The sequence below is a fragment of the Nocardioides ginsengisegetis genome, from assembly GCF_014138045.1.
GTDB classification, from domain to species: Bacteria; Actinomycetota; Actinomycetes; order Propionibacteriales; family Nocardioidaceae; genus Nocardioides; species Nocardioides ginsengisegetis.
This window is the reverse complement of record NZ_JACGXA010000001.1, coordinates 385,329-405,877: the sequence shown is the minus strand read 5'-3', so window position 1 is coordinate 405,877 and position 20,549 is coordinate 385,329. Positions and strand designations below refer to the sequence as shown.

Genomic DNA, 20,549 nt, shown 5'->3' with positions numbered 1-20,549 from the left:
CCGTCTCCCGCCGGCCGCGGGACCCCGTCACGCCAGCTTCTTCTCGAACTCCCCGAGCCGCGCCACCGGCCGGTAGCCGAGCATCTCGTTGACGCCGATCATGTGCGCGTTGACCTCGGCGTTGTACGTCGTCAGCCGGGTGACGCCCGGGCACTCACGCTGCAGCAGGGCGAGGTTGGCGGCCTTGACCGCCAGCCCGAGCCGGTGCCCGCGGTGCGCGCCGGCCACGAGCGTCCCCCACTGGTAGGCGCGGTCCGGCTCGTGCACCGTGGTCGCGATGTCGGTGTAGGCCACGACGGTGCCCTCGGCGTCCAGGGCGACGCTGTTGTACTTCGTGCGGCCCTGCCTGGCCACCATCTCCTCGTGGACCCGCATCTCCGCGACGTCCACGACCTCCGGCTCCAGCTCCATCTCGCCGGTGGGTGCCTCGGTCATCAGGGTGGTGGACAGCGCGAGCCAGCTCTCGGCCAGGTCGTCGGGCACCGGTCCGACCCACGACCGCAGCGTGTACGCCGCGTGGTGACCCGCCGCGCTCGCGGCGAGCTCGTCCAGCAGCCCGTCGGCGACCGGCAGGTCGAGCTGCCGCTGCACGTCACCGAGCATCAGCGTGTAGTCGTGGGCGACGAGGAACTCCCGTCCGGGGTCGCCCTCACCCTCGGCGCCGGACTCCAGCCCCCACGAGGTCTCGGCCCCGATCACGGTCCGGCCCTCGGCCAGCGCCAGCTGCTCCAGGTGGGCGAGCATGGCCGCCCCGTGGCCGCTCCGTCGGTCCCCGGGGGCCACGTCGACGGCGAGGTAGGCACGGTCCAGGTTGTCGCGCAGCGGCATCGCCAGCCAGCCGGCGCTGACCAGTCGTCCGGCCGACCACCCGGCGTACACGGTGTTGGAGCGGAGCGTGCTGGGCGCCTGCACCTGGGCGCGGAGCTCCTCGCGCTGCCACGGCGAGGCCCAGTCGCCCCGCCCGTGCAGCTGGGAGGCGAGGTAGACCTCGTGCCAGGCGTCGAAGGCCGCGTCGTCGTGGGGGTCGACGGGTCGGATGTCGCTCATCGGGCTCGCTTCACTCTCGCCTCGTCCCACACGGGACCGTTGGACTCGTAGACCTCGCCGTCGGCGCCGTAGACCAGGAAGCGGTCGAAGCCGCGGGCGAACCACCGGTCGTGGGTGACCGCCAGGACCGTGCCGTCGAAGGCCTCGAGGCCCTCCTCGAGCGCCTCGGCGGACTGGACGTCGAGGTTGTCGGTCGGCTCGTCGAGCAGCAGCAGCGTGGCGCCGCTGAGCTCGAGCATCAGGATCTGGAACCGCGCCTGCTGGCCACCGGACAGCGACTCGAACTTCTGCTCCGAGGCGTGCGCGAGCTCGTAGCGGTCGAGCACGCGCGCGGCAGCCTCCCGGCCCAGGCCGGCGCGGCCGTTGGCCGAGCCGTCGCCTCGGTGCAGGATCTCGAGCAGCGTGCGGCCCATCAGCTCGGGGTGCTCGTGGGTCTGGACGAACCAGCCCGGGCGCACGCGGGCGCCGAGCTTGGCCTTGCCGGTGTGGTCGACGTGCTTGACCACGACGTCGCCGACCGGCCGGTGCTCGACGTCGGGGTCGCTGCCGCCGGCGGCCAGGAGCCGCAGGAAGTGCGACTTGCCGGAGCCGTTGGACCCGAGCACGGCGACCCGCTCGCCGTACCAGACCTCGAGGTCGAACGGCTTCATCAGCCCGGTGAGCTCCAGCCCCTCGCAGACCACCGCGCGCTTGCCGGTGCGGCCGCCCTTGAGCCGCATCGAGACCTGCTGCTCGCGCGGCTGCTCGGTCGGCGGACCGGCCTCCTCGAACTTGCGCAGCCGGGTCTGGGCGGCGCGGTACTGCGACGCCATGCCGTCGTTGTACTCCGCCTTGATCTTGTAGTGCAGCACCAGCTGCTTGAGCTTGGCGTGCTCCTCGTCCCAGCGCTTGCGGAGCTCCTCGAAGCGCGCGAAGCGGTCCAGGCGCGCCTGGTGGTACGACGCGAAGCCGCCCGGGTGCGTCCACACCGTGTTCCCCGCGGCGCCCAGCTCGACGGTCACCACGCGGGTGGCGGTGTTGTTGAGAAGCTCCCGGTCGTGGCTGATCATCAGGATCGTCTTGTCGGACTCCCGGACCCGCCCCTCCAGCCAGATCTTGCCCGGCACGTCGAGGAAGTTGTCCGGCTCGTCGAGCAGCAGCACCTGGTCGGGGCCGCGCAGCAGGAACTCCAGCACCAGCCGCTTCTGCTCGCCGCCCGACAGGGTCTTCAGCGAGCGGTACTTCGCGCGGTCGTAGGGCAGCGCCAGCGCCGCCATCGAGCACACGTCCCAGGTGACCTCGATGTCGTAGCCGCCGGCGTCGGCGAACTCCGAGAGCGCGTGCGCGTAGGCCATCTGCGTCTTCTCGTCGTCGGTCTCCATCAGCGCCAGCTCCCAGCGCTCCACGTCGGCCGCGGCCGCCCGGACGCGTGGCGGGGAGACGCTCAGCAGCAGGTCGGCGACCGTCGGGTCCTCACCCAGGCCGGCCCCGACCATCTGCCGCATGACCCCGAGCCCGCCGCTGCGCGTGACCGCGCCGGCGTGCGGCACCAGGTCGCCGGTGATGATCCGGAGCAGGGTCGTCTTGCCCGCGCCGTTGGCCCCGACGAGGGCGACCTTGGCCCCCTCGCCGACCCGGAACGACACGTCGTCGAGCAGCACCCGCCCGTCGGGGAGCTCGTACCGGACTCCGGCGACATCCACATGACCCACGTCGAAGGATTCTCCGTCATGGGCGGTGGCGCTGGCGAACCGTTTAGTCCTCGGTCGCCTTCGCCCAGAGGTTGATGCCGGCCTCGACCGCGTCGTCGTCGATCGCCTGGAGCTCCTCGGCGGTGAACGCCGGCCCCGACAGCGCGTCGAGGTTGGTGTCGAGCTGCTCGACCGAGCTGGCGCCGATGACCGCGGAGGTGACGCGGGGGTCGCGCAGCGCCCACTGCACCGCCATCTGGGCCAGCTTCTGCCCACGTCCGGCCGCGATCTCGTTGAGGCGGCGCACGTGCCCGAGCGTTTTGTCGTCGAGGTGGTCGCCCGGGATGGTCGAGCCGGTCCGCGCGGCCCGCGAGTCGGCCGGGATGCCGTCGAGGTAGCGGTCCGTCAGCAGGCCCTGCGCCAGCGCCGTGAAGACGATGCAGCCCATGCCCTGGGCCTCGAGCTCGTCGAGCAGGCCGCCCTCGATCCAGCGGTTCAGCAGGGAGTACGACGGCTGGTGGATCAGCAGCGGGGTGCCCAGCTCGCGGGCGATGGTGGCCGCCTCGCGCGTCTTGTCGGCCGAGTAGGACGAGATGCCGGCGTACAGCGCACGACCGGAGCGCACCGCCTGGTCCAGCGCCATCATCGTCTCCTCGACGGGGGTGTCGGGGTCGAAGCGGTGGCTGTAGAAGATGTCGACGTAGTCCAGCCCCATCCGGGCCAGGGACTGGTCGAGCGAGGCGAGGACGTACTTCCGCGAGCCGCCGCCCTGGCCGTAGGGGCCCGGCCACATGTCGTAGCCGGCCTTGGTCGAGATCACCAGCTCGTCGCGGTAGGGCGCGAGGTCGTCCTTGAGGTAGCGACCGAAGTTCTCCTCGGCGCGGCCGTAGGGCGGGCCGTAGTTGTTGGCGAGGTCGAAGTGCGTGACCCCCCGGTCGAAGGCCCGGCGCAGGATCGCGCGCTGGTTGTCCTCGGACCGGTCGTCGCCGAAGTTCTGCCAGAGGCCCAGCGAGAGCGCGGGCAGCTGGAGTCCGCTGCGGCCGGTGTGGCGGTAGTGCATGCCGGTGGCGGCGGTGTCGTAGCGGTCCTCGGCGGCGGTGTAGCTCGTCATGGCGCCCAGCCTGCCACCCGCCGCCGGCGCGGATCAGGCCGGGAGCAGCTCGCGGACCAGCGCCTCGACCCGGGCCCGGATCTCGTCGCGGATCGGGCGCACGGCCTCGATGCCCTGCCCGGCCGGGTCGTCGAGCTTCCAGTCCTCGTAGCGGGTGCCGGGGAAGACGGGGCAGACGTCACCGCAGCCCATCGTGATGACGACGTCGGAGACCTGGACCGCCTCGTCGGTGAGCACCTTCGGCGTGGCCGCGGTGATGTCGATGCCCTCCTCAGCCATCGCCTCGACGGCGACCGGGTTGATCGAGTCGGCGGGCGCCGAGCCGGCCGAGAGCACATCGATGCGACCGGCCCCGAGGTGCTGCAAGTAGCCGGCCGCCATCTGGGAGCGACCGGCGTTGTGGACGCAGACGAACAGGACGGTGGGCAGGTCGGTGGGGTTGGCGGTGGGGGCCATCAGGCGCCTTCCTCGGTGGGGAGCGTGGGATCGGGGTGCAGCAGGAGGACCAGGCCGAGCCCGAGGGCGCCGCCGACCAGCTGCATGAGGACGAAGACCGGCACCGACCCCGGCGCGATGCCGGCGAAGGTGTCGGACAGGGTGCGGGCCACGGTGACGGCGGGGTTGGCGAAGCTCGTCGAGCTCGTGAACCAGTAGGCCGCGGTGATGTAGCCGCCCACGGCGTAGGCGACGCTGTCGCTGCGGCCGCGGCGGACGCTGCCGAAGATGACGGCCACCAGGCCGAGGGTCGCGACCACCTCCCCCAGCCACAGGCCGCCCCCACTCCGGTCGTGGGTGGCGACGGTGACCGCGTCGAGGCCGAACATCAGGTTGGCGACCACCGCGCCCACCGCGCCGCCGACGAGCTGCGCGACGACGAGGGCGACGGCGTCGGAGGTCGTGACGAGACCGAGCACCCGCTCGACCAGGGTCACCACCGGGTTGAACGCCGCCGAGACGGGCTGGAGGGCCAGGATCAGGGCGACCAGGGCGGCGCCGGTCACCAGGCTGTTCTCGAGGAGCTGGAGGCCCACGTCGTCGGGCGAGAGCCGCGTGGCGGCGATGCCCGAGCCGATGACGGCCATGACCAGGAACGCCGTGCCGACCAGCTCGGCCGCGGCGCGTCGTACGAGCGTCACCGGGCGACGCCGCCGAGCAGGAGGCCGACGTCGGAGAGCGCCGTTGCGTTGAGCCGGTAGTAGACCCAGACGCCGCGCTTCTCGCGGTCCAGGAGCCCGACCTCGTGCAGCACCTTGAGGTGGTGGCTGATCGTGGGCTGGGACAGGTCGAAGGCGTCGTTGAGGTCGCAGACGCACGCCTCGCCGCCCTCGTGGCTGGCCACGATCGAGAGCAGTCGCAACCGCACCGGGTCGGCGATCGCCTTGACCAGCGGCGCGATCCGCTCGGCCTGCTCGATCGAGAGCGGCTCGGAGGTGAGCGGTGAGCAGCACGCCACCGTCTGCACCGGCGTCAGCTCGAGTGAATTCGACATGCGTGAATATTGACAGACGTCGATATGTTGTTGCAAGGTGAGAACACATCGACAGTCATCTATGTCTCAGTGGAGGAACCATGTCCCGCATCCAGCTCGCCCTCAACGTCGAGGACCTCGACGCGTCCATCGCCTTCTACACCACCCTCTTCGGCACCGCCCCGGCCAAGACGAAGCCCGGTTACGCCAACTTCGCGATCACCGAGCCGCCGCTGAAGCTGGTCCTCATCGAGAACCCCGGGCACGGCGGCTCGGTCAACCACCTCGGCGTCGAGGTCGCCGACACCGACACCGTCGACGCCGAGCAGTCGCGGCTCGCCGCCGCCGGGCTCGCCTCGGTCGACGAGCGCGACACGACCTGCTGCTACGCCCGCCAGGACAAGTTCTGGGTCGAGGGTGCCCCCAACGGCGAGCGGTGGGAGGTCTACACCGTGCTCGAGGACTCCGCCACCTTCGCCGCCGAGCCGGCCGAGGACGCCGAGGGAGCCACCTGCTGCGGCACGGAGCGGGCCGAGGAGGCCGAGCTCCAGCCGACCGCCACGGCCTGCTGCTGAGGCCGGGTCAGTCGCCGGCCCGGCGCGTCTCCAGCACCCGGAACCCCTTGGCCGAGGCGAGCCGGGTCGTCGGGAAGCCCTGCTCCCCCAGCCAGCGCTGGAGCGAGTCGGCACCGAGGTTCTTGCCCACGACCATGACGGCCCGGCCGCCCGGCGCGAGCCGCGGCAGCCAGGTCAGCAGCAGCTCGTGGAGGGCCTCCTTGCCGATCCGGATGGGGGGGTTCGACCAGATCTCGTCGTACGTCGCTCCCGCGTCGACACCGTCCGGCGTCGAGGCGGCGTAGCGGTCGGCGACGCCGAGCGTCGCGGCGTTCTCGTTGGCGAGCAGGACCGCCCGCTCGTTGACGTCGACGGCCGTGACGACCGCGTCCGGCACGGCGACGGCGACCGCCAGGCCGATCACGCCGTAGCCGCAGCCCAGGTCGAGGACCCGCCCGGCCGCCGGCGGCTCGGTCTCGCGGAAGAGGATCGCCGTGCCGATGTCGAGGCGGCCCTGAGCGAACACCCCCGAGCCGCTCACGAGCGCCAGGTCGTGGCCCCACACCTGCGCCGAGACGGGTGCCCGCTTGAAGGCCACCGACGGGTCGGCGCTGAAGTAGTGGTCATCCATGGGGCGCTCCTCGCTTGGCGCGGGTCTGGTCGGCACGGCCGGCGAGCTCGGCGTCCGCGGGGTAGCCGACCTCCTCCAGGGTCAGCCCGTGCGCGTGCACGACGGCCACGGCGGGGTCGCGCCGCCCGGCAGCCAGCACCTCCTCGGCCCACGCGACCGGCCGGCGCCCCTCGCCGACCGCCAGCAGGCAGCCGACCAGCGCACGGACCATGCTGTGGCAGAAGGCGTCGGCGACGACCGTCGCCTCCAGCACGCCCGGCTCGGTGCGGACCCAGGACAGCTCGAGCAGCGTCCGGATCGTCGTGGCGCCCTCGCGCTTCTTGCAGAACGACGCGAAGTCGTGGTGCCCGACCAGCAGCGCGGACGCCTCGTTGAGCGCCTCGAGCGAGAGCGGTCGGGGCCAGGCCAGCACGTGCGAGCGGACCAGCGGGTCGAGCCCGGCCGGGTCGTCACACACGCGGTAGACGTAGCGCCGCCACAGTGCGGAGAAGCGGGCGTCGAAGCCCGGGGCGGCCTCCGCGACCGCGCGCACCCGGACGTCCGGGTCCAGGATGCCGTTCAGACGACGCAGCAGCGCCTCGAGCGGTGGCTCGCCGGAGCGGCCCGCCGCCACCGCGAGTGCCTCGGGGTCGACGTCGACGTGCACGACCTGCCCGCGCGCGTGGACCCCGGTGTCGGTTCGTCCGGCGCAGACGACGGCGACCGACGGCACCCGCAGCACCGTGGCCAGGGCCTGCTGGAGCTCGCCCTGGACGGTGCGCAGCCCCGGCTGGCCGGCCCATCCGTGGAAGTCGCCCCCGTCGTAGGCAAGGTCGATCCGGATCCGCACCCGGAGATTCTGTCAGGCGGCCTCCGGCGCGTCTCCCCACCCCGTGGCCTGCTGCGCGCCGCCCCCCGGGCGCCTGGACTGCGTTGTCGTCAGTCGCCGGGACTCCGTCCCGCCTCCCTCCTCCGCCTTGCCAGGCACTCCAGGGGACGACGCTCGCGACGGCCGAGGGTGGGGAGGCACGCCCTAGGCTCGCGACATGCAGCCCGCGCTGATCCTGATGTCGGCCGAGCACGCCGACTTCCTCCTCGACGAGTTCGGCCGCTACGCCCGCGACTACGACCTGCACACCGCGACCGACGTGGCGGGGGCCGAGGCGATCGCGCGCCGGATCCGGGAGAAGGGCGGTCAGGTCGCGCTCTTCGTCTCCGACTCGGCCCCGCAGGACGCCCCCGTGTTCGAGGCCTTCGCCCGGTGGCGGCAGGTCGTCCCGACCGCCCGCCGGATCGTCGCGGCCCACTGGTCGCGGTTCCTCACCGACGCCGACAGCCTGCGTGCCGGGCTCGCCAAGGGCAAGTTCGACGCCTACCTCCTGATGCCCCGAGGCGTCCGCGACGAGGAGTTCCACACCGCGGTGTGCGAGCTGCTCAGCGACTGGGGCTCGACGGTCGCCGCTCCCGAGGTCGACACGGTGCAGATCGTCACGCCCGGAGGCGACGCGCTCACCGGCGCGATCCGCGACTTCCTCGACCGGATGGGCATGCCCAACCGCGTCTACGCCCCCGACAGCGACACCGGCCGCGCGATCGTGGAGCGGTACGACGGCGAGCCGGCGTACCCCCTCGTCGCGGCCATGCAGCGCCCACCCATCGCGCCGCGCACGGTCCGCGACGTGGCCATCACGATCTACGGCCAGCCGGCCGACATCGACGTCGAGGCCGTCGTCGACCTGGCCATCGTCGGCGGAGGTCCGGCCGGGCTCGCGGCGGCGGTCTACGGCGCCTCCGAGGGGCTCTCGACGGTCGTCCTCGAGGCCGAGGCGATCGGCGGCCAGGCCGGCACCAGCTCGATGATCCGCAACTACCTCGGCTTCCCGCGCGGCATCTCCGGCATGCGACTGGCCCAACGCGCCCGCAACCAGGCCATCCGGTTCGGCACCCGCTTCTTCACCGGCTGGGAGGTGCTGGCCCTCGAGCCCGGCGCCGACGGCGCGCCCCACGTGCTCCGCACCGACGGTGGGGACGTGCGCGCCCGCGCGGTCGTGGTCGCGACCGGGGTCTCCTACCGCAAGCTCGGCGTGCCCGCGGTCGAGGAGCTCACCGGCCTCGGCGTCCACTACGGCAGCGCGATGACCGCGGCCCGCGAGATGGAGGACTACGACGTGGTGGTCGTCGGCGGCGGCAACTCCGCCGGCCAGGCCGCCATCCACCTCGCCCGCTTCGCCCGGTCGGTGACGATCCTGGTCCGCAGGCCCGGGCTGGCCGAGACGATGTCGCAGTACCTCATCGCCGAGATCGAGCACAGCCCGCGCATCACGGTGCTCCCCTGCTCCGAGGTCGTGGACGGCGGCGGCGAGGGACGTCTGGAGTGGCTCGGGGTCCGGGACACCACGACGGGCGACGTACGCCGCCTTCCGGCTCGCGGGCTGTTCCTCCTGCTGGGCGCCGAGCCGCACTGCGACTGGCTGCCCGACGAGGTCGTCCGCGACGCCAAGGGGTTCGTGCTGACGGGCCGCGACGTGCCGAGGGAGCGCTGGGCCGACGGGCTGCCGCCGGCCAACCTCGCCACCACGCTGCCCGGCGTCTTCGCGGTCGGGGACATCCGGTCCGGCTCGATGAAGCGGGTCGCGGCGGCCAGCGGCGAGGGCGCCTCGGTGGTGCCGCTGGTCCACACCTGGCTGGAGTAGTCCCAGCCTCGATCCGCGGCGGGTCAGCCCAGCTCGTGGCGGAAGGGCGGGTCCGCCCCGGGCCGGGACACCGTCACGGCGGCCGCGCGGGCGGCGTGGGCCAGCACGTCGGCGACCTCCTCGGCGGCCAGGTCGCGCAGCGCCTCGCGCAGCGCCCCACCCAGCCGGCCGCGCTCCCACAGCGCATCGACGAGCGCCGCCCCGAAGGTGTCCCCCGCCCCGATCGTGTCCGCCACGTCGACCGGCAGCGAGGCGATCTCGATCTCGCCGTGGTGGCCGACCCAGGTCGCCCCCTCGCCGCCGCGAGTGACCACGACCGCGGCCGGACCGCGGGCCAGCAGGTCCCGGGCCGAGGACACCGGGTCCTGGCCGGGGTAGAGCGCCTCGAGGTCCTCGTCGGAGGCCTTCACGAGGTCGGCCACCGACACCATCCGCTCGACCCGGGCCACCAGGTCCGGGCCGGTGCCGGTGATCGCGGGCCGGGCGTTGATGTCGTAGCTGATCGTCGCGTGGGGCCGCAGCCGCTCCAGCAGCGCCAGCACGTCGTCGGCCCCGGGCAGCAGCACGGCGCCGAGCGAGCAGGTGTGCACCACGAGCGGCGGAGCGGCGTCGGCGATCGGGTTGAGCCGCCACTCGAGGTCGAACTCGTAGCGCGCGGCCCCGTCGGGGCCGATCGTCGCCAGCGCGGTGGACGTGCGGGCCACGGCAGCCGGGTCCACGGCCAGCACGACGCCGGCCGCCGTCAGGTGGTCCACGATCAGGCGGCCGTGAGGGTCGTCGGCATAGCTGGTCGCGAACCGCACCGACCGGCCGAGCCGCGCCAGGGCGACGGCGACGTTGGCCGCGCTCCCGCCGGCGTACTCGACCGTGCTCCCGTCGGACCCCCGGACGATGTCGACCAGGGACTCACCCACCACCAGCACGTCGTGTTCCATGGGGAGTTGTCTATCGAATCTCGGCCCCGGGCGGAACCGCGCGTAGGGTCCGTCTCATGCACGTCGCTCCCCCGGACCCCGCGTCGGACCGGCCGCCCTACGAGCAGCTCCGGGTCCAGATCGCGCGGCGGGCCGCCTCGGGCGAGCTGGCCCCCGGGACCCGCCTGCCCACGGTCCGGGCGCTCGCCGCCGAGCTGCACCTCGCGGCCAACACGGTGGCCCGCGCCTACCGCGAGCTGGAGTCCGACGGGGTCGTGGTCACCGAGGGCCGCCGCGGCACCTCCATCGCCCCGTCCCGCGTCGCCTCGTCGGGGCAGGCCGGCACCGCGGCAGCGTCGTACGCCCACACCGCACGCCGACTCGGCCTCGGGCTGGAGGAGGCCCAGGACCTCGTCGCCCGCGCCTGGCCGAGCGGCCGGTGAGGCGCCGATGAGGTACGTCGTCCTCGGCGCCGGTGCGGTCGGTGGCGTGATCGGGGCGCGGCTGCACCTGGCCGGGGTGCCGACGACCCTGGTGGCTCGCGGCGCCCACCTCGACCGGGTCCGCGACCAGGGCGGCATGGTCCTCGACACCGCGGACGGCCGGCTCCTGGCCGATGCGCCGGTCGCCGGCAGCGCGGCGGGCGTCGCCTGGACCGACGACACCGTCGTCCTGCTCGCCGTGAAGTCCCACCAGACGCCGGCGGCCCTCGACGACCTGGTCGCCCACGCACCGCCCTCGACCCCCGTCGTCTGCGCGCAGAACGGCGTCGCCAACGAGGCGGTCGTGCTGCGCCGGATGGAACGCACCTACGGCATGTGCGTGATGCTGCCCAGCACCCACCTCGAGCCGGGCGCGGTCGTCCAGAAGTGCCACCCGGTCCCCGGCATCCTCGACCTGGGCCGCTTCCCCACCGGCAGCGACGAGGTGGCCGAGGCGGTCGCGGCGGACCTCCAGCGCGCGGGGTTCGAGTCCGTGCCGCGGCCCGACATCATGGCCTGGAAGCATCGCAAGCTGCTGATGAACGTCGGCAACGGGGTCGATGCCGCCTGCCTCCCCGACGGCGACGCCGAGAAGCTGGCCGACCTGGCCCGCGACGAGGGCGAGCGGGTCCTGGCCGCCGCCGGCATCCCGGTCGTGACCGACGCCGAGGACCGCGCCCGTCGGGGCGACACCCTGCGCCGCCGTACCGACCGTCCGCCCGCCGGCGGCTCCACCTGGCAGAGCCTCACCCGCGGCCTCGGCACCGTCGAGACCGACTACCTCGCCGGCGAGATCGTGCTGCTGGGCCGCCTGCACGGCATCCCCACACCCGTGAACGCCCTGGTCCAGCAGGTCACCGCCGACCTCGCCCGCCGCCGCGGCCCGGCCCGCAGCATCCCCGCCGCGGACCTGCTCGCGCGCTTGTGACGCAGGGTCCTCCCCGGCATGCAGAACGGCCCGCCACCCTCGCGGGTGACGGGCCGTTCGACTGACTCAGAGCGAGATGCTCAGGCCTTGTCCTCGGTGTCCTCGGTGGTCTCCTCGGCGGGAGCCTCCTCGGCGGCCGGGGCCTCGGTCTCGAGAGCCTCGGTCGGCTCGGCCTCGGTGACGACGTCCTCGGCCGGGGCCTCCTCGACGGGGGCAGCCGGAGCAGCCTCGGTCTTGGCGGGCTTGGCAGCCTTCGGGGTCGGCTTGTAGGCCTCGGTCACGAGCTCGATCACGGCCATGGGGGCGTTGTCGCCCTTGCGGGGACCGATCTTCGTGATCCGGGTGTAGCCACCGGGACGCTCGGCGAAGGTCGGCGCGATCTCGGTGAAGAGGATGTGGACGACACCCTTGTCGCGGATGGTCTTGAGGACCTCGCGGCGGTTGTGCAGGTCGCCCTTCTTGGCCTTGGTGATCAGCTTCTCGGCGTGGGGGCGCAGGACGCGCGCCTTGGCCTCGGTGGTCGTGATCCGGCCGTGCTCGAACAGCGCGGTCGCCAGGTTGCTGATGATCAGCTTCTGGTGGGCGGGGCTACCGCCGAGGCGCTTGCCCTTCTTGGGAGTAGGCATTGCTCTCTCTTTTCTCTCCGGCCGTGTCAGGTACCGGGGTAGACGACCGGCGGGCGCCGGTCGGTTTGGTGGGAGGGGAGGCCGGCCGGCCTCCCCTCACCGGGTGATCAGTACTGCTCGTCCTCGACGAAGGCGTCGTCGTCGTCGTCGCCGTACGCCGCGAGGGCAGCGTGCGGGTCGAAGCCGGGCGCGCTGTCCTTGAGGGACAGGCCCATCTCGACCAGCTTGGCCTTGACCTCGTCGATCGACTTCGCACCGAAGTTGCGGATGTCGAGCAGGTCCTGCTCCGAGCGGCTGATGAGCTCACCCACGGTGTGGATGCCCTCGCGCTTGAGGCAGTTGTAGGAGCGGACGGTCAGCTGCAGGTCCTCGACCGGGAGGGCGAGGTCGGCCGCGAGCTGCTCGTCGACGGGCGACGGGCCGATGTCGATGCCCTCGGCCTCGACGTTGAGCTCACGGGCCAGGCCGAACAGCTCGACCAGGGTCTTGCCGGCCGAGGCGATCGCGTCGCGGGGACGGATCGACGGCTTGGTCTCGACGTCGATGACGAGCTTGTCGAAGTCGGTGCGCTGCTCGACTCGGGTGGCCTCGACCTTGTAGGTCACCTTCAGCACGGGGCTGTAGATCGAGTCGACCGGCATCCGGCCGATCTCGTTGTCGGCACCCTTGTTCTGGACGGCCGAGACGTAGCCGCGGCCACGCTCGACGACCAGCTCCATCTCGAGCTTGCCCTTGTCGGACAGGGTCGCGATCTTGAGGTCGGGGTTGTGCACCTCGACGCCGGCCGGCGGGGCGATGTCGGCAGCGGTGACGTCACCGGCACCGGACTTGCGCAGGTACATCGTGACGGGCTCGTCGTGCTCGGAGGAGACGACCAGGCCCTTCAGGTTGAGGATGACCTCGGTGATGTCCTCCTTGACGCCCTCGATCGTCGAGAACTCGTGGAGCACGGTGTCGACCTTGATGCTCGTGACCGAGGCACCGGGGATCGAGGAGAGGAGGGTACGACGCAGCGAGTTGCCGAGGGTGTAGCCGAAGCCGGGCTCCAGCGGTTCGATGACGAACCGCGAGCGGAACTCGTCGACGGACTCTTCCGACAGAGTGGGGCGCTGTGCGATGAGCACTGATTCTTTCCTTTCCGGGCCCACCCGCTATTTGACGGACCCGAACTGCGTGGTTGAAAAGGAAGCGGAGCACCGCGCCGGTCTGCGACCGGCGCGGTGACCCGGATTACTTCTTGGAGTAGTACTCGACGATCAGCTGTTCCTGGACCGGGATGTCGATCTGGGCCCGGACCGGGAGCTGGTGCACGAGGATCCGCATGCGCGTCGGCAGCGCCTCGAGCCAGGCCGGGACGACGCGCTCGCCGTGGGTCTCGCGAGCCACGATGAACGGGGTCATCTCCAGCGACTTCTCCCGGACGTCGATGACGTCGTGGGCGGTGACCTGGAAGGACGGGATGTCGACCTTCTTGCCGTTCACCTTGAAGTGGCCGTGGACGACCAGCTGGCGGGCGTGGCGACGCGTGCGGGCGAAGCCGGCGCGGTAGACCACGTTGTCGAGGCGGCACTCGAGCAGCTGCAGCAGGTTGTCACCCGTCTTGCCCGCACGACGCGAGGCCTCGACGTAGTAGTTGTGGAACTGGCGCTCGAGGATGCCGTAGGAGATACGCGCCTTCTGCTTCTCACGAAGCTGGAGGAGGTACTCGCTCTCCTTGATGCGGCCGCGGCCGTGCTGGCCGGGGGGGTACGGGCGACGCTCGAAAGCCTGGTCGCCACCAACGAGGTCGACACCGAGACGGCGCGACTTCTTGGTCATGGGGCCGGTGTAACGGGCCATAGCTCAAAGTCTCCTGTTCAGTCTCGGGTGATCAGACGCGACGGCGCTTGGGCGGCCGGCATCCGTTGTGGGGCGTGGGCGTGACGTCCTGGATGGTGCCGACCTCGAGGCCGATCGCACCCAGCGAACGAATCGCCGTCTCGCGGCCCGAGCCCGGGCCCTTCACGAAGACGTCGATCTTCTTCATGCCGTGCTCCATCGCCCGACGACCCGCGGCCTCGGCGGCCATCTGCGCGGCGAACGGGGTGGACTTGCGCGAGCCCTTGAAGCCGACGGTGCCGGCCGAGGCCCACGAGATCACCGCACCAGTGGGGTCGGTGATCGTGACGATCGTGTTGTTGAACGTGCTCTTGATGTGGGCTTCGCCCTGAGCGACGTTCTTCTTCTCCTTGCGACGCACCTTCTTGGCGCCGGCCGCTGCGCGGCTCTTGGGAGGCATTCAGTTTCTCCTGGGGTAGCTGGAAGCTGTGAGTTCGAGTGAGGGGCTCAGTGGGTCGCCGTGAGGCGAGCCGTCACTTGGCCTTCTTCTTGCCGGCAACCGTGCGCTTCGGGCCCTTGCGGGTGCGAGCGTTGGTCTTGGTGCGCTGACCGCGGACCGGGAGGCCCATGCGGTGGCGACGACCCTGGTAGCTGCCGATCTCGATCTTGCGGCGGATGTCAGCCTGGACCTCGCGACGGAGGTCACCCTCGATCTTGAAGTTGGCTTCGATCGCGTCGCGGAGCTTGACCAGCTCTTCGTCTCCCAGCTGGTGGACGCGGAGGTCCCCGCTGACGCCGGTCTCGGCGAGCAGCTGCTGGGCGCGGGTACGGCCGATGCCGTAGATGTAGGTGAGTGCGATCTCGATCCGCTTGTCACGCGGAAGATCCACACCAACGAGGCGTGCCATTGACTGGCCCTTTCTTGAAGAGCGGTGCTCTTCGGTTTTCACAGAGGTTTCTGGTCGTGTCGCGCCCCGCCCCTCGTCGGGCGGGCTCCGGCCTTCTGCTCCGGAGGTGGTTCGGTCTCGTCCACTCGGTGGTCGAGCTTGTCGAGACCTAAGCGATCACGTTGAGGTGTGTTCAGTTGTGCAGGATCCGGTGGTCGAGGAGGTTGCTCTGCAACCGTCTCGAGACCCTCAGCCCTGGCGCTGCTTGTGGCGCGGGTTCTCGCAGATGACCATGACGCGGCCGTGGCGACGAATCACCTTGCACTTGTCACAGATCGGCTTCACGCTCGGGTTGACCTTCACGAGGAGGTCCTTTCAGGTGTCGGCTGCTTACTTGTAGCGGTAGACGATCCGACCCCGGGTGAGGTCGTACGGCGAGAGCTCCACCACCACGCGGTCCTCGGGGAGGATCCGGATGTAGTGCTGGCGCATCTTGCCGCTGATGTGGGCGAGAACCTTGTGCCCGTTGCTCAGCTCGACGCGGAACATGGCATTCGGCAGGGCCTCCACGACGGTGCCCTCGATCTCGATCACGCCTTCTTTCTTCGGCATGTCCTCCACAATCTGTTGTTCGGACGGCCTCAGGAAGAGAGCCGACGGTCTACCGTTCCTTGCACCGGACCGGTGTCGACCGGATCCGGGTGGCCCGGGAACCTCCGGTCCGGGGACCGGTGGACCTCGTGAAGCCGCTGTGTGGTCCTCATTCCCGGGCGCACGACCGAACCCTCGAATGAGCGTTCTGGTTGTGGTCCGGGCAGCCGCGAGGCGCCACGCAACAGACCCACGTTGGGCCGACACGCCAGTTTAGTGGGAAACGGCCCGGAAACACGAATCGGTTCCGCTAGGCACCCGCAGCGGCCAGCAGGCGCAGGGTCTGCTCGCGGGCGGGGCTCCGGCCGGGTTCGGTGCCGGTCCAGCTGCCCGCGACGGGGTGGACCATCACCTCGTCCACACCATACGTCGCGGCGAGCATTTCCAGTCGATCGCGGGCGCTCGCCGGGTCGCCGATCACCCAGCGGGACCGCATCGCGTCGAGCAGGCCCCGGTGCGCCTGCGGCACCTCGACCTTCTCGGCCTCCTCGACGAGCTGCTGCGGAGCGAGCCGGCCCCCGGTGCGCAGGGCCAGCATCGCGAGCAGCTGCGGGAGGGCCAGACGGTCGGCATCCTCCTGGGTGTCGGCGACGACGGCGTTGACGGTCAGGAAGGTGCGCGGCTCGGCCAGCTCGGCCGAGGGACGGAACTGCGACCGGTAGAGCTCGAGCGCCTCGGCGGTCCCGCTCCCGCTGAAGTGGTGCGCGAAGACGTACGGCATCCCCTTCTCGGCCGCCAGGCGGGCGGAGTAGTCGGAGGAGCCGAGCAGCCAGATCGTCGGGACGGACGTGGCGAGCGGCGTGGCCCGCAACGGGTGGCTGCGGCCCTGGACCGCCACCTGCACTCCCCCGGCGTCCATCATGGCCAGCACGTTGTCAACGTACTCGGGGAAGCGCGTGACCGCCTCGTCGCTGACGCCGCCGGCGCCGTGGCGCAGTGCGTAGCTGGTGACCGGGTCGGTGCCGGGGGCACGGCCGATGCCGAGGTCGATCCGGCCGGGGTAGGCCGCCTCCAGCAGCGCGAACTGCTCGGCGACGACGAGCGGCGCGTGGTTGGGCAGCATCACGCCGCCGGACCCCACCCGGATCCTCGAGGTGGCGCCCGCGACCATCCCGATCAGCACCGGCGGGTTCGTGGCGGCCACGGCCGGCATGTTGTGGTGCTCGGCGAGCCAGTAGCGGTGGTAGCCGAGATCGTCGGCCGTCCTCGCCAGGGCCAGGGTCGCGGCCAGCGCGTCGCCCGTGGACTGGTCGCTGCGGACCGGCACCAGGTCGAGCACGGACAGGGTCAGGGGTCGGGTGCTCACCCCGACCCAACCCCGTCGCCGGAGTGGCTATTCCGAGCGCGCGACGGCGCGGTCCCTCAGCACGCTGGCGACGGTCGTGACGGCCAGGGTGCCGACGATCACGAGCAGCGACACCCAGATCGGGATGTCGGGCGCCCACTCGATGTGGTGGCCGCCGTTGATGAACGACAGCTCGTTGTCGTGCATGGCGTGCAGGATCAGCTTCAGGCCGATGAAGAGCAGCAGGAACGCCAGTCCGTAGGACAGGTAGACCAGGCGCTGGAGCAGGTCGCCGATCAGGAAGTAGAGCTGGCGCAGGCCCATCAGCGCGAACACGTTGGCGGTGAAGACGAGGTAGGGCTCGCTGGTGAGGCCGTAGATCGCGGGGATCGAGTCGAGCGCGAACAGCAGGTCGGTCATGCCCAGCGACAGGACCACGACGAACATCGGCGTGAAGACCCGCGAGCCGTTGATCCTGGTCGAGAGGTGCACCCCGCTCCACTCGTCGGTCATCGGCACGTGCCGGCTGGCCCAGCGGACGATCCGGGGCTGGTCGTACTGGTCGCCGTCGTGGTCGTCGTCGCGGGCGAGCTTGACCGCGGTGTAGACGAGGAAGAGCCCGAAGAGGTAGAAGATCCAGCTGAACTGGCTGATCGCCGCCGCGCCCAGCCCGATGAAGATGCCGCGCAGCACGAGCGCCAGCACGATCCCGATGAGCAGGGCGGTCTGCTGGTACTGCCGCGGGACGTTCAGCTTCGCCATGATCAGGATGAAGATGAACAGGTTGTCCACGGAGAGGGAGTACTCCGTGAGCCAGCCGGCGAAGAACTCTCCGCCGTACTGGGCGCCCGAGAACCACCACACACCGAGGCCGAAGACCACGGCCAGCACGACGTACATCGCCAGGTGCCGGCCCGACTCCCCCATCGTGGGCTCGTGCGGACGGCGCCCGATCACGAACACGTCGACGAGCAGCAGCGCCGTCGTCAGGAAGACGGTGGACCACCAGATCCAGGGAGCAACATCCACGGCGTCGGCCTCTTCAAGGTCGGTGTCGGGTCAGGGGGAGGAGCCGGCCAACCTGCCGACTCCCTGCAATCGCTCCCCCAACCTACCTGCCGCCCCAAGGGACCCCGAGCGCCGCGAGGGCGGCCTCGCCGCCGTCGAGCGCGGTGAGCACCCAGGTGCCCTGCGGGGTTAGCGTGAACGTGTGCTCGAAGTGCGCGGCCCAGGTGCCGTCGGCGGTGATGACCGTCCACTCGTCCTCGAGCACCTCGGTGTCCTTGGTGCCCAGGGTGATCATCGGCTCGACCGCGAGCGCCAGGCCCTCGACCAGCTTGGGGCCCTTGCCCGGACGGCCGTAGTTGGGCACGTTGGGCGGCTGGTGCATCTGGGAGCCGATGCCGTGTCCGACGTAGTCCTCCAGGATGCCGTAGCGACCCTGGGAGCGGACGTGCCGCTCGACGGCGTGGGAGATGTCGGTGACCCGACCCCCGAGGTGCGCGGCGGCGATGCCGCGCCACATGGCCTCCTCGGTGACCCGCATCAGCTCGGTCACCTCGGCCGGGACGGTGCCCACCGGGACCGTGATCGCCGCGTCGCCGTGCCAGCCGTCGACGATGGCGCCGCAGTCGATGGAGATGACGTCGCCCTCGGCCAGCATCCGCTCCCCCGGGATGCCGTGCACGACCTCGTCGTTGACCGAGGCGCAGATGGAGCCCGGGAACCCGTGGTAGCCCTTGAACGAGGGCGTGGCCCCCGACGACCGGATGTTGTCCTCGGCGATCGCGTCGAGCTCACCCGTGGTGATCCCGGCGCGCACGGTCGAGCGCATCAGCTCGAGGGTCTGCCCCACGACCAGGCCGGCGCGACGCATGGCGTCGATCTGGTCGGGGGTCTTGATCTCGATCCCGCGGTCCAGCAGTCCCATCAGCTCTGGGCGACGGTGTCCAGCGCCGCGAAGATCCGCTCGGTGACGTCGGCGACCTCGCCCATGCCGTCGACCTCGATGAGGAGGCCGCGGCCGCGGTAGACGTCGATGAGCGGCTCGGTCTGCTCGGTGTAGATCTCCTGGCGACGGCGGATGACGTCCTCGGTGTCGTCCGCGCGACCCTCGACCTCGGCGCGCTGGAGGAGCCGCTGCACGATCTCCTCGGCGTCGACGGTCAGGACGACGACGGCGTCGAGGGAGTGACCGGTGAACTTGATCATCCCGTCGAGCTCCTCGACCTGGGCGAGCGTCCGCGGGTAGCCGTCGAGCAGGAAGCCGGGGGCGGCGTCGTCCTCGTCGATGCGGTTGCGCACCATCAGGTTGGTGACCTCGTCGGGGACGTACTCGCCGGCGTCCATGTAGCCCTGGGCCTTGACGCCGAGCGGCGTGCCCTGCGAGACGTTGGCGCGGAAGATGTCTCCGGTCGAGATCGCGGGGATCCCGAAGTGCTCGGCCACGAACTTGGCCTGGGTGCCCTTACCGGCCCCGGGCGGGCCCATCATGATCAGCCTCATGTCAGCGCAGGAATCCTTCGTAGTTGCGCTGCTGGAGCTGGCTCTCGATCTGCTTCACCGTGTCCAGCGCGACGCCCACCATGATCAGGATGGAGGTGCCGCCGAACGGGAAGTTCTGGTTCGCGTTGATGAACACGAACGCGATGAGCGGGATGAGGGCGATCAGACCGAGGTAGAGCGCGCCGGGCAGCGTGATGCGGGACAGGACGTAGGACAGGTAGTCCTCGGTCGGCTTGCCCGCCCGGATCCCGGGGATGAAGCCGCCGTACTTCTTCATGTTGTCCGCCACCTCTTGGGGGTTGAAGGTGATCGAGACGTAGAAGTAGGTAAAGAAGACGATGAGCAGGAAGAACGACAGCATGTAGAGCGGGTGCGAGCCACGGACCAGGTAGTCGTTGATCCACGTGACCCACTTGGAGTCGCTGTTCTGGTTGAACTGCACAGCCATGGCCGGCAGGTAGAGCAGCGACGAGGCGAAGATGACCGGGATGACGCCGGCCTGGTTCACCTTGAGGGGAATGTACGTCGAGGAGCCGCCGAACATCTTGCGTCCCACCATGCGGCGGGCGTACTGGACCGGGATCCGGCGCTGTGCCTGCTCGATGAAGATGACCGCGGCGATGATCACGAGACCGATCGCGATGACGACGGAGAAGACCCACCAGCCCTTCTCCTTGCCGACCGCCCACAGGGAGGTCGGGAAGCGGGAGACGACCTGGGTGAAGATCAGCAGCGACATGCCGTTGCCGATGCCCCGCTCGGTGATGAGCTCGCCGAGCCACATGATCACGGCGGTGCCGGCGGTCATGGTGACGACCATGACGAGGAAGGTCTCGGTGCCGTTGCTGTGCAGCAGCGGCTTCTGGCAGCCCTGGAGCAGGTTGCCCGAGCGGGCCAGCGCCACGATGCCGGTCGCCTGGAGCAGCGCCAGGCCCAGCGTGAGGTAGCGGGTGTACTGGGTGATCTTGGTCTGGCCGGACTGGCCCTCCTTCTTGAGGGCCTCCAGCCGCGGGATCACCACGACGAGCAGCTGCAGGATGATGCTCGCCGTGATGTACGGCATGATCCCGAGCGCGAAGATGGTGAGCTGGAGCAGCGCACCACCGGAGAAGAGGTTGATCAGGCTGTAGACGCCCGAGTTGCCCACGTCCTTGATGCAGGACTGGACGTTGGCGACATCGACGCCCGGCGTCGGGATCTGAGATCCGAGCCGGAAGATCGCGATGATCAGCAGGACGAACAGCAGCTTCTTGCGCAGGTCCGGAGTCCGGAATGCGTTCGCGAACGCGGCTAGCACGAG

Annotated in this window: 25 protein-coding genes; 4 read left to right on the top strand and 21 right to left on the bottom strand. The window is 70.8% G+C overall.

Annotated features, from left to right (window positions below; genetic code table 11):
• Positions 1 to 27: 27 nt before the first annotated feature.
• From FB382_RS01960 to FB382_RS01935, 6 genes are read right to left on the bottom strand one after another with little or no spacing between them, the layout of a single operon-like run.
• Positions 28 to 1,047, bottom strand: coding sequence for a GNAT family N-acetyltransferase (locus FB382_RS01960; RefSeq protein WP_182536317.1), 1,020 nt, complete (start codon positions 1,045 to 1,047; stop codon positions 28 to 30).
• Complete coding sequence (locus FB382_RS01955) at positions 1,044 to 2,738, bottom strand: ATP-binding cassette domain-containing protein (RefSeq protein WP_182536315.1); 1,695 nt, start codon at positions 2,736 to 2,738, stop codon at positions 1,044 to 1,046. The genes FB382_RS01960 and FB382_RS01955 overlap by 4 nt, the downstream gene beginning before the upstream one ends.
• A gap of 43 nt (positions 2,739 to 2,781) precedes the next feature.
• Positions 2,782 to 3,828 (bottom strand): L-glyceraldehyde 3-phosphate reductase, encoded by a 1,047-nt coding sequence (gene mgrA / locus FB382_RS01950; RefSeq protein ID WP_182536313.1) that lies wholly within the window; start codon positions 3,826 to 3,828, stop codon positions 2,782 to 2,784.
• A 33-nt stretch (positions 3,829 to 3,861) separates the two neighbouring features.
• Positions 3,862 to 4,284 carry an arsenate reductase ArsC gene (locus FB382_RS01945; RefSeq protein WP_182536311.1) on the bottom strand — a complete coding sequence of 141 codons (423 nt, stop codon included), beginning with the start codon at positions 4,282 to 4,284 and terminating at the stop codon, positions 3,862 to 3,864.
• On the bottom strand, positions 4,284 to 4,964 hold the full coding sequence (locus FB382_RS01940) for an aquaporin (protein ID WP_182536309.1): 681 nt from the start codon (positions 4,962 to 4,964) through the stop codon (positions 4,284 to 4,286). The genes FB382_RS01945 and FB382_RS01940 overlap by 1 nt, the downstream gene beginning before the upstream one ends.
• A complete protein-coding gene (locus FB382_RS01935) occupies positions 4,961 to 5,317 on the bottom strand; it encodes an ArsR/SmtB family transcription factor (protein WP_182536306.1) in 357 nt (118 codons plus the stop codon). Before FB382_RS01935 ends, FB382_RS01940 begins: the two co-directional genes overlap by 4 nt.
• An 80-nt stretch (positions 5,318 to 5,397) precedes the next feature.
• On the opposite strand from FB382_RS01935, the gene FB382_RS01930 reads away from it, so the two are divergent.
• Positions 5,398 to 5,871: an ArsI/CadI family heavy metal resistance metalloenzyme gene (locus tag FB382_RS01930; RefSeq protein WP_182536304.1), complete on the top strand. Its 474-nt coding sequence runs from the start codon at positions 5,398 to 5,400 to the stop codon at positions 5,869 to 5,871.
• 7 nt (positions 5,872 to 5,878) lie between these two features.
• Here the strand turns inward: FB382_RS01930 and FB382_RS01925 are convergent, their stop codons facing one another.
• Both FB382_RS01925 and truA read right to left on the bottom strand, forming a co-directional pair.
• Positions 5,879 to 6,481 carry a class I SAM-dependent methyltransferase gene (locus tag FB382_RS01925; protein ID WP_182536302.1) on the bottom strand — a complete coding sequence of 201 codons (603 nt, stop codon included), beginning with the start codon at positions 6,479 to 6,481 and terminating at the stop codon, positions 5,879 to 5,881.
• The gene (gene truA / locus FB382_RS01920; RefSeq protein ID WP_182536300.1) at positions 6,474 to 7,310 is read right to left on the bottom strand and encodes a tRNA pseudouridine(38-40) synthase TruA; all 837 of its coding nucleotides are present in this window, start codon (positions 7,308 to 7,310) and stop codon (positions 6,474 to 6,476) included. Before truA ends, FB382_RS01925 begins: the two co-directional genes overlap by 8 nt.
• A 196-nt stretch (positions 7,311 to 7,506) precedes the next feature.
• Here truA and FB382_RS01915 point away from each other — a divergent pair, with 196 nt between their 5' ends.
• Entirely contained in the window at positions 7,507 to 9,153 is a 1,647-nt protein-coding gene (locus FB382_RS01915; RefSeq protein ID WP_182536298.1) for an NAD(P)/FAD-dependent oxidoreductase, read from the top strand.
• Positions 9,154 to 9,176: 23 nt separating this feature from the next.
• Here the strand turns inward: FB382_RS01915 and FB382_RS01910 are convergent, their stop codons facing one another.
• Positions 9,177 to 10,088 carry a carbohydrate kinase family protein gene (locus FB382_RS01910; RefSeq protein WP_182536296.1) on the bottom strand — a complete coding sequence of 304 codons (912 nt, stop codon included), beginning with the start codon at positions 10,086 to 10,088 and terminating at the stop codon, positions 9,177 to 9,179.
• Between the two features lie 56 nt (positions 10,089 to 10,144).
• Here FB382_RS01910 and FB382_RS01905 point away from each other — a divergent pair, with 56 nt between their 5' ends.
• On the top strand, positions 10,145 to 10,510 hold the full coding sequence (locus FB382_RS01905; RefSeq protein ID WP_182536294.1) for a GntR family transcriptional regulator: 366 nt from the start codon (positions 10,145 to 10,147) through the stop codon (positions 10,508 to 10,510).
• 7 nt (positions 10,511 to 10,517) lie between these two features.
• Complete coding sequence (locus FB382_RS01900) at positions 10,518 to 11,477, top strand: ketopantoate reductase family protein (RefSeq protein WP_182536292.1); 960 nt, start codon at positions 10,518 to 10,520, stop codon at positions 11,475 to 11,477.
• 80 nt (positions 11,478 to 11,557) lie between these two features.
• Here the strand turns inward: FB382_RS01900 and rplQ are convergent, their stop codons facing one another.
• From rplQ to secY, 12 genes are all read right to left on the bottom strand, one after another.
• Positions 11,558 to 12,103: a 50S ribosomal protein L17 gene (gene rplQ, locus FB382_RS01895; RefSeq protein WP_182536290.1), complete on the bottom strand. Its 546-nt coding sequence runs from the start codon at positions 12,101 to 12,103 to the stop codon at positions 11,558 to 11,560.
• Between the two features lie 107 nt (positions 12,104 to 12,210).
• Complete coding sequence (locus tag FB382_RS01890) at positions 12,211 to 13,227, bottom strand: DNA-directed RNA polymerase subunit alpha (RefSeq protein ID WP_125038986.1); 1,017 nt, start codon at positions 13,225 to 13,227, stop codon at positions 12,211 to 12,213.
• A gap of 106 nt (positions 13,228 to 13,333) precedes the next feature.
• Complete coding sequence (gene rpsD, locus FB382_RS01885; RefSeq protein WP_125038985.1) at positions 13,334 to 13,942, bottom strand: 30S ribosomal protein S4; 609 nt, start codon at positions 13,940 to 13,942, stop codon at positions 13,334 to 13,336.
• Positions 13,943 to 13,973: 31 nt separating this feature from the next.
• The gene (gene rpsK / locus FB382_RS01880; protein ID WP_125038984.1) at positions 13,974 to 14,381 is read right to left on the bottom strand and encodes a 30S ribosomal protein S11; all 408 of its coding nucleotides are present in this window, start codon (positions 14,379 to 14,381) and stop codon (positions 13,974 to 13,976) included.
• A 73-nt stretch (positions 14,382 to 14,454) separates the two neighbouring features.
• A complete protein-coding gene (gene rpsM, locus FB382_RS01875) occupies positions 14,455 to 14,829 on the bottom strand; it encodes a 30S ribosomal protein S13 (protein WP_125038983.1) in 375 nt (124 codons plus the stop codon).
• 228 nt (positions 14,830 to 15,057) lie between these two features.
• Positions 15,058 to 15,171: a 50S ribosomal protein L36 gene (gene rpmJ, locus FB382_RS01870; protein ID WP_004008316.1), complete on the bottom strand. Its 114-nt coding sequence runs from the start codon at positions 15,169 to 15,171 to the stop codon at positions 15,058 to 15,060.
• Between the two features lie 27 nt (positions 15,172 to 15,198).
• The gene (gene infA, locus FB382_RS01865) at positions 15,199 to 15,420 is read right to left on the bottom strand and encodes a translation initiation factor IF-1 (RefSeq protein ID WP_011757309.1); all 222 of its coding nucleotides are present in this window, start codon (positions 15,418 to 15,420) and stop codon (positions 15,199 to 15,201) included.
• A gap of 289 nt (positions 15,421 to 15,709) precedes the next feature.
• Entirely contained in the window at positions 15,710 to 16,765 is a 1,056-nt protein-coding gene (locus tag FB382_RS01860; protein WP_343055452.1) for an LLM class flavin-dependent oxidoreductase, read from the bottom strand.
• 27 nt (positions 16,766 to 16,792) lie between these two features.
• Positions 16,793 to 17,773: a TerC/Alx family metal homeostasis membrane protein gene (locus FB382_RS01855; RefSeq protein WP_182536288.1), complete on the bottom strand. Its 981-nt coding sequence runs from the start codon at positions 17,771 to 17,773 to the stop codon at positions 16,793 to 16,795.
• An 82-nt stretch (positions 17,774 to 17,855) separates the two neighbouring features.
• On the bottom strand, positions 17,856 to 18,668 hold the full coding sequence (gene map, locus FB382_RS01850; RefSeq protein WP_425490130.1) for a type I methionyl aminopeptidase: 813 nt from the start codon (positions 18,666 to 18,668) through the stop codon (positions 17,856 to 17,858).
• A gap of 5 nt (positions 18,669 to 18,673) precedes the next feature.
• On the bottom strand, positions 18,674 to 19,249 hold the full coding sequence (locus FB382_RS01845) for an adenylate kinase (protein WP_182536283.1): 576 nt from the start codon (positions 19,247 to 19,249) through the stop codon (positions 18,674 to 18,676).
• A 1-nt stretch (position 19,250) separates the two neighbouring features.
• Positions 19,251 to 20,546: a preprotein translocase subunit SecY gene (gene secY / locus FB382_RS01840; protein ID WP_125038979.1), complete on the bottom strand. Its 1,296-nt coding sequence runs from the start codon at positions 20,544 to 20,546 to the stop codon at positions 19,251 to 19,253.
• Positions 20,547 to 20,549: the final 3 nt, after the last annotated feature.